Annotated in this window: 11 protein-coding genes; 10 read left to right on the top strand and 1 reads right to left on the bottom strand. The window is 45.7% G+C overall.

From position 1 onward, the window contains the following. Positions 1-52: 52 nt before the first annotated feature. The 8 genes from WH46_RS00055 (at position 53) to WH46_RS24185 (ending at position 7946) form a co-directional block, all read left to right on the top strand. Complete coding sequence (locus WH46_RS00055) at positions 53-796, top strand: glycerophosphodiester phosphodiesterase (RefSeq protein ID WP_017813907.1); 744 nt, start codon at positions 53-55, stop codon at positions 794-796. A gap of 219 nt (positions 797-1015) precedes the next feature. Then, the gene (locus WH46_RS00050; RefSeq protein ID WP_082208262.1) at positions 1016-1525 is read left to right on the top strand and encodes a DUF2062 domain-containing protein; all 510 of its coding nucleotides are present in this window, start codon (positions 1016-1018) and stop codon (positions 1523-1525) included. Between the two features lie 105 nt (positions 1526-1630). After that, a complete protein-coding gene (locus WH46_RS00045) occupies positions 1631-2731 on the top strand; it encodes an FUSC family protein (protein ID WP_017813909.1) in 1101 nt (366 codons plus the stop codon). Positions 2732-2782: 51 nt separating this feature from the next. Next, entirely contained in the window at positions 2783-3226 is a 444-nt protein-coding gene (locus tag WH46_RS00040) for a MarR family winged helix-turn-helix transcriptional regulator (protein WP_017813910.1), read from the top strand. A gap of 85 nt (positions 3227-3311) precedes the next feature. Further along, positions 3312-3644 carry a four-helix bundle copper-binding protein gene (locus WH46_RS00035; RefSeq protein ID WP_046225288.1) on the top strand — a complete coding sequence of 111 codons (333 nt, stop codon included), beginning with the start codon at positions 3312-3314 and terminating at the stop codon, positions 3642-3644. 353 nt (positions 3645-3997) lie between these two features. After that, the gene (gene map / locus WH46_RS00030; protein WP_017813911.1) at positions 3998-4741 is read left to right on the top strand and encodes a type I methionyl aminopeptidase; all 744 of its coding nucleotides are present in this window, start codon (positions 3998-4000) and stop codon (positions 4739-4741) included. A gap of 237 nt (positions 4742-4978) precedes the next feature. Next, on the top strand, positions 4979-7336 hold the full coding sequence (gene helD, locus WH46_RS00025) for an RNA polymerase recycling motor HelD (RefSeq protein WP_017813912.1): 2358 nt from the start codon (positions 4979-4981) through the stop codon (positions 7334-7336). Positions 7337-7562: 226 nt separating this feature from the next. Next, positions 7563-7946 (top strand): hypothetical protein, encoded by a 384-nt coding sequence (locus WH46_RS24185; protein ID WP_017813913.1) that lies wholly within the window; start codon positions 7563-7565, stop codon positions 7944-7946. A 6-nt stretch (positions 7947-7952) separates the two neighbouring features. Here WH46_RS24185 and WH46_RS00015 read toward each other — a convergent pair whose 3' ends face one another. Continuing rightward, the gene (locus tag WH46_RS00015) at positions 7953-8885 is read right to left on the bottom strand and encodes an AraC family transcriptional regulator (protein ID WP_017813914.1); all 933 of its coding nucleotides are present in this window, start codon (positions 8883-8885) and stop codon (positions 7953-7955) included. Positions 8886-9188: 303 nt separating this feature from the next. Here WH46_RS00015 and yicI point away from each other — a divergent pair, with 303 nt between their 5' ends. Beyond that, positions 9189-11501, top strand: a complete 2313-nt coding sequence (gene yicI, locus WH46_RS00010; protein ID WP_017813915.1) for an alpha-xylosidase — start codon at positions 9189-9191, stop codon at positions 11499-11501. A 290-nt stretch (positions 11502-11791) separates the two neighbouring features. Next, on the top strand, positions 11792-12196 hold the full coding sequence (locus tag WH46_RS00005) for a GyrI-like domain-containing protein (protein ID WP_017813916.1): 405 nt from the start codon (positions 11792-11794) through the stop codon (positions 12194-12196). Positions 12197-12358 lie beyond the last annotated feature (162 nt).

Here is a 12358-nt window from a genome sequence, read left to right as displayed (position 1 = left end):
TGGATACAAGATTTCTACTACGCAGCGCGTCTGGCCGAAAGGAGCCTATACAATGAATACGATTGTAAACTATGCGCATCGTGGAGCTTCGGGCTATTGTCCGGAGAATACGATGGCTGCTTTTAAAAAAAGCCTGGAGCTTGGAGCTACAGGTATCGAGACGGATGTACAGATGACCAAGGATGGACGTCTTGTACTGATTCATGATGAGAGCGTACAGCGTACAACCGGACAATCCGGAGAGATCAAGGATCTGACTTACCGCCAGATCACCGAACTGGATGCAGGATCATGGTACAGCAGTGAATTTGCTGGTGAACGTATTCCCACACTAGGGCAGCTGCTGGACTGGATTGAACCTACAGGAATGATGCTTAACGTGGAATTGAAGAACAATATGGAGCCTTATGAAGGTATGGAAGAGAAAGTTATTGCTGCGATTCGCAAGCGTGGACTCTCGCAGCGGGTGCTGATCTCCAGCTTTAATCATTATTCGCTTGTGATCTGCAAGCGCATCGCCCCGGAGATCCAGACAGCGATTCTATATGGAGAGAATCTGTTTGAGCCATGGAAATATGCGCGAAGTATTGGAGCTACTGCCCTGCATCCGTACTACAAGTTTATGAATGACCGTATGGTACAGCAGGCGGCCGACCAGAGTGTGATGTACAATCCGTTTACGGTAAATGATCCTGCCGAGATGCGCGAACTGATTCGGATGGGTGTCAGTGGCATTATTACAGACTACCCGGATCGCCTGCATGAATTACTGCAGACTTCTACTGCGGGACGTTAAGTGAAAATGATCTTTTATTTAAGCCATAGTATATGTAATGCAAATAAATGATTGTCAAGTAACATAAATATCTACATAAAAAAACGCTTTATACCGTTGATAACGTATAAGCGTTTTTTTGTGTTTTGGTGACAATATAGACACCAAGCTTTTCAAGCGTAATAGAACAAGTTACAATAAACTGTACTGGAATTAGAGGTCATACCATGGAGACCAGCAATGAGAAAAATACGTATTGGACGCTATCTTAAGCTAAACACAATCCGGCTCCTTCGACTTCGAAAGGGAGCGCATCAGGTAGCGGTAGGATTTGCAGTAGGACTCGTCCCCAGCTGGTACCCGCTTCTAGGGGTCGGTCCGCTGTTGTCGCTTGGATTAAACAGGCTGTTTAAAGGTGCTTTGCCGGCCGCTATCTTTGCAGCATCACTTGATTCCTTTATCTGGCCGCTTACCTTTTTTATGAATTATCATACCGGACATTTTCTGGTGACACTCTGGAAGTCGGCCAGTCTGCCTTCCCACATGCCCAATGTACGGATTCCGGATTGGCCCGAAGATTATATGCAGCCGATTCATCATGCCCATCGCTGGCGGGATGCGGGTATTGACTTTGGCGTAGGTGCTGCGGTAAACAGTCTGATTTTTGGCATTATTATTTATGTCGTAATCAAATGGGTTATGCTTCGCTACCGCGAACATCTGCTGCGGATGCTGCGCGGCAAAAAATAAATCCTCCTGCATTATACAGGCACACATACGGGTAATATACTATAATCTGCATTTGCTATCCCAGAACCCAATCCTACTAACTGTAATAACAAAGGAGGAACATCCGTGAATTTTGGAGCCCGCATGCTGAAAACCGGAATTGCGGTTACGCTTGCTTTATACGCTAGCTCCTGGCTTAATCTGACGCCGCCCGTTATCGCGGCTATCGCTGCTATTTTTGCTATGCAGCCATCTATCTATCGATCATTCCGTTATTTCCTGGACCAGATCCAGACCAATACACTGGGAGCGATTCTTGCCCTGCTGGGTGGAATGGTATTTTCCAATGAACCGATAGCGGTCGGGCTGATGTGTATAGTTGTCATCATGATCTGTCTGCGGCTGAATATGGGCGATACGATCGGTCTGACGCTGGTTACAGTCATTTCTGTCATGGAAGTATCCGGTCAGGGACAATGGCAGTTCGCTGTCAATCGCTTTACCCTCAGTATTATCGGGATTGTATCAGCGTTCCTGATTAATATACTGGTTGCTCCACCCAAGCCGCTGGGACAGTTCAAGGCACAGATCGAGACGACATTCAGTCGTTTATCCCTGCTGCTGCGTACAGCCGTATCGGATGAAATCAAGGAAACAGTCTTCCGCGAAGAGAAACGGGCATTGGAAGGGGCTATTCAATCCTTGTCCGATAAATACAATCTGATGGAAGAAGAGTCCAAAAAGCTCAAAAAAGCTTCGCTTAGCCGTCAGCGACATCTGGTCGTCAACAAACAGATGGTCACCTCACTGCGCAAGGGAAATGATGTATTAACGGCGATCGAACAGCATTATTTTCAGGCGGAGCGAACACCGGAGATTGATGAATACTTTGATGCCCATCTGGAACAGTTGATCAAATTCCATGAGCACATCCTGCTCAAACTGAATAATAAAATCAAAAATAATAATAGTGAAGCAGAAGAAGTCGAAGAAGCCAATGACAAATTCCTCGATACGATGATCGAACGCTACCAGGAGAACTTTGGCGGTGTGCTGAGATTGTCGATCGTAGCTGCAGTGATGTATGATTATGGCTATCAACTGGAGCGGCTGAACCGTCTCGTTGATCATCTCGAGTCCACCAGTCACCGTGATACAGATGATGATCAGGACGGCGCCAAATCCAAGCCTGCACGACGCACTTTTCCAACCTGGCCCTGGAAGTAATCTTCCGGGACCAGCAATACTATGGATTCGGTTCAAAGGAGACAAACGGGAATGACAACAAATGTTCCTTACGCTTTAGAAAATTCAATCGGTTACAAATTGGCAATCGCTTCACGACTGACGAACAATCGCTTAAACCAGCAATTCAGGGATGCCGGCTATCCGGTGACCCATGAGCAATGGATACTCATTTCCTACCTGTGGAAAAGAGATGGACAGACCCAGAACCGTCTCGCCCGGTTATCCCGCAAGGATCAGCCTAGCGTATCCAGACTGATCGATAATATGATCCGTCGCGGTATGGTTACCCGTGTCCCTCATCCTGATGATCGGCGTACTAATCTGATCTATTTGACGGATTACTGTCGCAGTATTCTGGATGATCTGGCTGCCAAGGCTACCCAGACGATCGAAGAAGTATTTAACGGATTCAGTCGTGAAGAGCGTGAGATTACACTGGGTCTTGTGGATCGTATTATCAAAAACATGGATTGATTCTGTATTTTCCTTTTCATTGAGTATCCTCTGGGTTAAGAATGATAGTAGAGTCACTTAGCCTAACATAACAGGAGGAGATACAATGATCTCAACAGAAGAAAGACAGCGTTGTATAGAAGCGTGTATGGAATGCGTCAAGGCATGTAACAACTGCTATACATCATGTCTGGAAGAAGAACATATTGCCATGATGCGTGAATGTATCCGTCTGGACCGGGAATGTGCAGATATTTGCCAACTTGCAGTCAAAGCTATGACATCGAACAGTCCTTATATGAAGCAAATTTGCGAGTTATGTGCACAGATTTGTGAAGATTGTGCACAAGAATGTGGCAAGCATAATCATGAACATTGTCAGCGCTGTGCGGAAGCGTGTCGTCATTGCGCCGAAGCCTGCCGCAGTATGGTTGCTTGATTGGCCATAAGAGTTGCTTCTATAGCAGATTATAGTAATCTATATAACTGCACAAAACTCCCTTATGTCAATTGGAGTAAAGCAGTAGATCATAACAAATTCAAACAAGAGCTTTCAAATACAAAACTTTAACTCATGGAGATGAAGATTTGTATTCTGAAAGTTCTTTTTAATTTTGAAACGGCGTAAAACAAAAAATGTGTAGCGCATTTTATCATTCAAAGGACAGAAGAGCAGATGGTTCACTGTGCAAATTTTTGAATAATAAGGTATAGTAGAAGATATGTGAGTTTGAATAAAGTGAATACAGTAGCTATAATGCTGCTTGATGTTGATTGCAAAGGAGATTAAGCATGATTGCAAAAACAGAACAGGATATTGAAGGTTTGAAAAAAGTAGGCAAAGTCGTAGCGATTATTCGTGACGAATTGAAAAATATGGCGAAGCCGGGTGTACGTACTATTGATCTGGATCTGCGTGCTGCCGAGTTATTCGAACAATATGGTGCTGTATCTGCACCGAAAGTAACGTATGACTTTCCGGGTTACACCTGTATCAGTATTAATGAAGAAGTGGCTCACGGAATTCCGGGAGAACGTGTTATTCAGGAAGGCGATCTGGTGAATGTGGACGTATCGGGTTCACTCGATGGCTATTTCGCCGATACCGGTGTATCGTTTGTCGTAGGTAAAGGCGATCCAAGATTAACTGCTCTATGCGAAGCCTCGATCCAGGCATTCGATGCAGCTGCCAAAAAGATCAAAGCAGGCTCCAAGCGCAGCAATGCCGGCAAAGCCAGCCACAATACAGCTCGCAAACTGGGCTTTACCGTAATTACCAATCTGACCGGACATGGAATTGGCAAATCGCTGCATGATGAGCCCGAGTACATTCTGAGTTATTATGATCCTACCGATAATGATCTGTGGAAAGAAGGATCTGTTATCGCTTTTGAACCATTCGTGTCTACCAAGGCAGAAGAAGTATACGAAGGAAGCGATGGCTGGACGCTCAAAACCGATGATGGCAGCTATGTTGCCCAGTATGAACATACCCTGATTATTACCAAGGGCGAACCGATTATTTTAACCAAATAACCGCGCCATGATAACTAAAAAAGCCGCATGACCGAGTATATTCAGTCGTGCGGCTTTGCTATTTGCAATTTATAAAAGAAAGTCGTAAAATAAAAAATGCTCTGCAAAATGGCAGAGTGTTGTAAATGAGCATATTTTAATATGATAATATCACACATTCATATAAATGTCAAATATAAATTTGAACGCCTGATTTACACCTGATTTATAACCAGACATAGACAAGGGGATGGCGGCATGGCAATAGAAGATCAAGATTGGCAATTAGAGCAGGATCGTGTTAATGATGTAACAAACAAGATTAATAGCAAAATCCGTGTGCTGGAGCAGCAGGTCGGTGAGAGCCGGGGCGATGTAGTCGGAATGCGTAAAGATTTTTGGGATGAAGTATCCATTAACTTCAGTGAACAGGATGATGTTGGTGAGACATCGACGAGTTTGCGTCAACAGTCTCAGGTATTGTCCGAGCTGGAGCTGAGCCACCGTCGTTCCAGCCTGACACTCGACAAACTGCGTCGTCTGTCCAGTTCGCCGTATTTTGGTCGGATCGATTTTAAGGAAAAGGACGGGGGTCCGGCAGATCGCATCTATTTGGGGATCGGATCGTTTCTGGATGAGAATGAAGAGGACTTCCTGATTTATGACTGGCGTGCGCCGGTATCAAGTCTGTATTATGATGGTGCGCCTGGGCCGGCTTCCTACCGTACACCGGTAGGCGCTATCGAAGGCGAGATGGAACTGAAGCGTCAATTCGTAATCCGTGATGCCAATATCAAGGTACTGTTTGATACCGGTGTAACGATCGGGGATGAACTGCTGCAGCAGGTACTCAGTCATACGGCCGATAACCAGATGAAAAATATCGTAGCTACAATTCAAAAAGAGCAAAACAGCGTTATCCGGAATGATCGCAGCCGCATGCTGATCGTGCAGGGAGCAGCTGGCAGCGGCAAGACTTCAGCAGCGTTGCAGCGGGTTGCCTATCTGCTGTATCGCTATCGTGAAAGTCTGCGCGCCGATCAAATGGTATTGTTCTCTCCAAACTCGATGTTTAACAGCTATGTATCGACGGTTCTACCAGAGCTGGGCGAAGAAAATATGCTGCAGACTACATTCCAGGCGTATCTGGAAGTGCGAATCGGACATGAATTTGATCTGGAAGATATTTTCTCACAGATGGAATATTTACTGGCATGGTCGGAGGATGATGGACACCCGGCACGTGTACAGGGGATTCGCTACAAATCCTCGGCTGATTATTTCCAGACGATTCGTCGTTATGCCGATCTGCTGCTGCATGAAGGGATGAGCTTCCGGGCTGTTCGGTTCCAGGGAAGCGAGATTGTATCCAAACAGCAGATGATGGATCAGTTTTATAGTTACGATTCGGCAGTGAAGCTGGGCAATCGTATTGAACTGCTGCGGGATTGGCTGCTCAAGGAAGTGAATGACTTTGGCCGCCGTGAGCGCAAGGAACCATGGGTGGAAGAACAGATTCAGACGCTCAGTACGGATGATTATCATCGTGCTTACACGATGATGCGCCGCAAGCAGAAGAATAAATCCATTTCCTTTGATGATTTCCAGCTGGAGGCGGAGATGGCTGCGCGCATGGTTGTGAATAACTGGTTGAAGCCGCTGCGCAAATGGGTTAAACGATTGCGCTTTATTGATCTGAGCGGTCTGTATCGTCGTCTGTTTACCGATGAAGAACTGTTTGCACGTGTCAATGGCGGTACACTGCCGGAAGGCTGGCATGAATTCGGTCCACAAACGATCAGCCGTATGCAAAAGGGTGAACTGGCATACGAAGATGCAACGCCGTATCTCTATCTTAAGGAACATCTGCAAGGATTCCGTTCCAATACGTCCATCAAGCATATGATTGTGGATGAAGTGCAGGATTACTCACCGTTCCAGCTGGAATTTATGAAGCGTCTGTTCCCAAGAGCGCGCATGACGGCACTGGGCGACCTGAATCAGGCGATCTATAGCCATAACTCGGTATTTGATGAAGAAGAACCGCTGCTTGAGCTGTATGGCAAAGAGAACACCGAACTGATCCGTCTCACTCGCAGCTACCGTTCCACTTACGAGATTGTTGATTTTACCCGTCAAATGATTCCGGGCGGCGAGCATATTGTTCCTTTCAATCGTCGCGGAGACAAGCCTGTCGTCTCACTGTATAACGACCGGGAAGAGATGCATCAGGATATTGTGCGCAATATCCATCATTTGCAGCAGCAGGGATATCAGTACACGGCGATTATCTGCAAGACCGAGAGCGAATGTACCGAAGCCTATGAAGCGCTCAAAGATCAGATTACCATGCGTAAAATGACCAAAAACACGCCGATATTTGAAAAGGGAACGATCATTATTCCTGCTTATCTCGCCAAAGGTGTGGAGTTTGATGCAGTTATTCTATATGATGCTTCCCGTGACCGCTATAATCGTGAAGCCGAGCGCAAGCTGTTTTATACAGCCTGCACGCGGGCAATGCATCTGCTGTATCTGTATGCGATCGAAGAACCTACGCCGCTGATTGAAGATGTGAGTACGGAGAGTTATGTACTGCAGGATTATCGTGCTTGACTAGACATACATGGAATAAGAATGCATCCAGAACAATCTAGAACAAATACAGTCATGCCGTTAGAATAGTAGTATGTTTTTGTGATACAGCTTCATAATTGTAAAATAAGAGGGAGAAGGATGAATTATTCATCTTTCTCTCTCTTTGTATACAGGATGGAATAGGCGTACTCGCTATCCGAAGGAGAATTAGAAATATCCACATAATAGAAAAGAGGATAGACCTATGAACCAAAGACAACAGGCGAAAATCATGCTGCAGCAGTGGCTGATCGTCGAGTGCATAGCCAGGACAGATCACAGGTATACGCTTCATGCCATTGATTTTCAGCATGACGGCAGATTCAGCTGGACAGGCTGGGACAATATAGAGAAACTGCTGCAATTCCGGATTCCTGTTCGCTGCAAAACAGGAGGTTCCCGTATCCGGCATCAGCACTGTGCCAAAATCGCCAGCAAAGCAATCTGGCTCTCCCTCGATGAGAATCAGTACGAGGAGCTGGAACATCTATTTTACCAGCCGGTGTCCCGTGCCCGTTGGAAATCTTTTTTGCATCGATTGGGAAAAGATTCGATTCCGGAGCAGGTAGCTGACAGCTTGATTCAATAGTATGACTCAACCGTTAACATCCATTAGTTCTGTAATCAGCGCAGGAGTAGCTGTAGTCACCTGTTTGCGGTATCGTGAAGGCGTGCATCCTCGATGCTGCTTAAACACCGATATAAAGTAGCTGAGGCTGTCAAAGCCTACTTCGAGCGAGATATCCACAATCTTGCGATCGGTCGTCTCCAGCAGTCGGCAAGCTTGCTGGGTACGATAGCGATTAATATAATCGACCGGACTTTTTTGGGTCAGACTTTTGAAGAAGCGGCAGAAATGGCCTTCACTCATATTAATCAGCTCCGCCAGATCACGAAGCCGAAGCGGCTGCTGATACTGCTGATGTATATGTCCCAGTACCAGCTTGAGGCGCTCGATTTTGTCGCTGGCTGCTGTAAAGGGAATAGGCTGTTGATCCATATTTTCGATCATCAGCGAGATCATCAGATACAGATAAGCTTTGGTTTTCAGCTCAAAAGCAGTAGTGCGTGTCTCATTGATATGAATAATCTGCTGCAGCAATATGAGAATCTCTGCTTGCCACTCCTGATCATGAGTGAGATGAACGGGCAGCTGAATCTTACTCGTGAGCAGAGGGTCCAGATAGCTGGCCTGTACGGTATCATACGAGGGACTGTTAAGCAGGGACATGCCAAATACAGTGGCTGCAAAGCTGCAGGATTCTGCACCCATCTGATAAGCGGTATGAATCTCGCCACTGTTAACGAATACAGCTTCGCCTGCTTTGACTTCGTAAGCCTGTGTGCCAATCTGGAACATTGCTTTTCCGCCGGTGACGAGTATAAACTCGGGCTCCTCATGCCAATGGCATTCCAGAATAGTCTCTTCCCGCAGATCATCCATAAAATATACACTTACCGGATACATGCGGCTGCCATGAATCCGGTTTTCTTTTAGCTTATCCCGGATCGGTTCGAAACTGTTCAATTGATCATCCTCCTGTCTGCATCTGTTTCTATAGTCTATATCTATTTTTACTCATATCTACGGCTGCATTCATATCTTGATCTGTCTAGGTATCTTATCCATACCTGTTTGTTAGCAACCTGAATAAAGTAGACAGTCCATCACAGTTGTACAATCACAAAATATCAAAATACTGCTACTATTTGTCAAAATAAAAGAAGAAAAGCGCTTTCTTAATCAATATTATTATACATAGATCAAGATTACACAAGTGTTCATCAGCAATCGATTACTAAATATAGATTTTAGTGGAGGGAAATACTCATGAAATTCACAGATGGTTACTGGCAAATTCGCAAAGGCTACCATATGCAGCACCCTGTCGATATCCGCGATATCGTACGCAAAGATAACGAGGTCACTCTCTATGCAGCAACCAAGCGTATCGAACGCAAAGGGGATACCCTCAATGGCGCGCTGATCAAAGCTACGCTGAGCTCGCCTATTCCCAATGTAATCAAAGTAACGTTCAATCATCATAAAGGGGGCCTCAATCTGTCACCACAGTTCGAACTAGCCCAGCAGGATCACAATCTGGTGATTCAGGATGACGAGCAGGCGCTGACTGTGCAAAGTGGTGAACTGAAAGCTACCGTTACCAAGAATACAGGCTGGAATATCAGCTTTGATTATAACGATCGTCATTTGACCGGTAGTGTACATAAAGGACCCGGATATATCAACGGACCGGAAGATAGCATCTTTTTCCGCGAACAGCTGGAGCTGGGTGTAGGCGAGTATATTTATGGACTCGGCGAGCGCTTTACTCCGTTTGTGAAGAACGGGCAGACCGTAGATATCTGGAACGAAGATGGCGGTACAAGCAGTGAGCAGGCATACAAGAATATTCCATTCTACCTGTCCAGCAAAGGGTACGGCGTATTCGTGAATCATCCGGAAAAAGTATCCTACGAGATCGCTTCCGAGAACGTATCCAAAGTACAGTTCAGTGTGGAAGGCGAGACGCTGGAGTACTTTATTATCGGTGGCAGCAATCCCAAGGAAGTACTGGATAACTATACGACGCTGACCGGTAAGCCTGCACTTCCACCGGCATGGACATTCGGTCTGTGGCTGACGACTTCTTTTACAACGGATTATGATGAAGCAACAGTTAATCATTTTGTAGATGGTATGGCAGAGCGTGACCTTCCATTATCCGTATTCCATTTTGACTGCTTCTGGATGCGTGAATACCAGTGGTGTGATTTCAAATGGGATGAGCGTATGTTCCCCGATCCGGAAGGCATGCTGAAGCGCCTCAAAGACAAAGGACTTAAAATCTGTGCCTGGATCAATCCGTATATCGCCGAGAAATCCTATCTGTTCGACGAAGGCATGGAGAATGGCTATCTTGTGAAACGCAAAGATGGCAGCGTGTGGCAGTGGGATCTATGGCAGGCAGGCATGGGTCTGGTAGACTTTACGAATCCAGCCGCTGTAGATTGGTACAAGAGCAAGCTGAAAGTACTGGTTGATCAGGGCGTAGATTCCTTTAAAACCGACTTTGGCGAGCGGATTCCAACTGATGTTGTCTATTATGACGGATCCGATCCGGTAAAAATGCACAACTATTATACGTTCCTGTATAACAAGGTTGTATTCGAACTGCTCGAAGAAACGCTGGGCAAAAATGAAGCAGCATTATTCGCCCGTTCGGCAACAGTAGGCGGACAACAATTCCCTGTTCACTGGGGTGGAGATTGTTCATCCACATTCGAATCGATGGCAGAATCGCTGCGCGGTGGTCTGTCCCTCGGCGTATCCGGATTCGGCTTCTGGAGTCACGATATCTCCGGCTTTGAGATGACAGCAGCACCTGCGGTATACAAACGCTGGGTACAATTCGGTATGCTATCTTCCCACAGCCGTCTGCATGGTAATGAATCCTATCGTGTCCCATGGTTGTTCGATGAAGAATCGGTCGATGTCCTGCGTAAATTTACCAAGCTGAAATGCCGCTTGATGCCGTATCTGTTCGATGCAGCAGTGACTGCTTCCGAACAGGGAACACCAATGATGCGTCCGATGGTGCTGGATTATTATCAAGACCCTGCGACCCACATGCTGGATCGTCAGTACATGTTCGGTGATTCCCTGCTGGTTGCTCCGATCTTCAATGCTGAAGGCGCAGCTTCCTACTATGTACCGGAAGGACAATGGACCAATCTGCTGACTGATGCTGTGGTACAGGGCGGACGCTGGTACAATGAGACCTATGATTATATGAATATGCCGGTACTGGTGAAGCCGGGTAGCATTATTGCTATGGGTCTGGAAGACAGCAAGCCGGACTATGACTATACCGATGGTGTAGAACTTCATATATACGGACTGGAAGAAGGACAGAGCTCTGCGATTCGTCTGGTACAGATCAGTGGAGACCATGCCGCTGACGTTACAGCTGTTCGCCAGAATGGAACGATTGAAGTATCGGCGTCAGGTACACTGACCAACTGGTCTGTTGTACTACACGGAATCGAGAACGCTGCTTCTGTACAAGGAGCATCCCAATCTGCAGGTGAACAGGGCTCAGTCTTTGCAGCAGAAGGCGACAAAATCACGATCACACTGTAAACAGGGATAAGGAGCGCGTTGGGCTGCAGCAATGTATATTGTTGTACAGCCATCGTAATCTGTATGACTATATAAGTTTAAAAAAGCAGCTATGGAGCATCGACTCTCCATAGCTGCTTTTTAATCTACCCTGCACCCTGCTTCCACAGTTTCGGTCTTTTTTTGGTAATATTTGAAATGAAAGAACATTCGTTCTATAATAATGACAGCATTATGAAATATAGACATACGCATTATTTACATACTATTTACCGATCATGATGCTAGTTCATACACAGAGGAGATTACGAATGAGACTACAAAAAATCCAAAGTACCCGTACAAATAATTTTAAAGATGAACAAATGCTGGAGAAAATTATGGGAGTATGGCAGGCATCCCAACCGCAGATAGCACAGCAGCAGGGAGCAGTATATGGTGTTTATCATGAGTATGATAATGATTACAAAGGAGATTATTCCTTAACGATCGCGGTAGAAAGCCAGCAGGATGACAGCGATGCGCTGGAAATATCCGAATCTGCAGCTTATCAAGTATTTCCGGTAGATGCAGCTGATGAACAGGGTGTAATCAAAGCCTGGAAAAATATCTGGAAACTGGAGGAAGAAGGCAGCCTACATCGCGCTTACACGTTGGATTATGAGAAGTATGATACAGATGGTGCCAAATCCATTTATATTGCACTGAAATCCTGATACTCTTCCTATAAGTCTCCATTACTTGCTGCTATATCTCTAGGCAGTACATTCCAGTAGGCATTATACAAAAAAGGACTTCGCATACTAAACTGTACCCTACAAGATGGACACTTTGAAAAAAAGTCATCTTGTAGGGTCTTTTTGTGTACAATAAAGAAA

This window comes from Paenibacillus dauci (genome assembly GCF_000971985.1).
In the GTDB taxonomy this organism is placed as follows: Bacteria; Bacillota; Bacilli; order Paenibacillales; family Paenibacillaceae; genus Saccharibacillus; species Saccharibacillus dauci.
Note: the sequence above shows the minus strand (reverse complement) of the source record. Positions and strands in the feature narration are given on the sequence as shown.

Coding starts and splice junctions, on each gene's coding strand:
- map (WP_017813911.1), top strand. CDS start 3,998: ATGATTGCAAAAACAGAACAGGATATTGAAGGTTTGAAAAAAGTAGGC.
- WH46_RS00005 (WP_017813916.1), top strand. CDS start 11,792: ATGAGACTACAAAAAATCCAAAGTACCCGTACAAATAATTTTAAAGAT.
- WH46_RS00050 (WP_082208262.1), top strand. CDS start 1,016: ATGAGAAAAATACGTATTGGACGCTATCTTAAGCTAAACACAATCCGG.
- helD (WP_017813912.1), top strand. CDS start 4,979: ATGGCAATAGAAGATCAAGATTGGCAATTAGAGCAGGATCGTGTTAAT.
- WH46_RS00055 (WP_017813907.1), top strand. CDS start 53: ATGAATACGATTGTAAACTATGCGCATCGTGGAGCTTCGGGCTATTGT.
- WH46_RS00040 (WP_017813910.1), top strand. CDS start 2,783: ATGACAACAAATGTTCCTTACGCTTTAGAAAATTCAATCGGTTACAAA.
- yicI (WP_017813915.1), top strand. CDS start 9,189: ATGAAATTCACAGATGGTTACTGGCAAATTCGCAAAGGCTACCATATG.
- WH46_RS24185 (WP_017813913.1), top strand. CDS start 7,563: ATGAACCAAAGACAACAGGCGAAAATCATGCTGCAGCAGTGGCTGATC.
- WH46_RS00035 (WP_046225288.1), top strand. CDS start 3,312: ATGATCTCAACAGAAGAAAGACAGCGTTGTATAGAAGCGTGTATGGAA.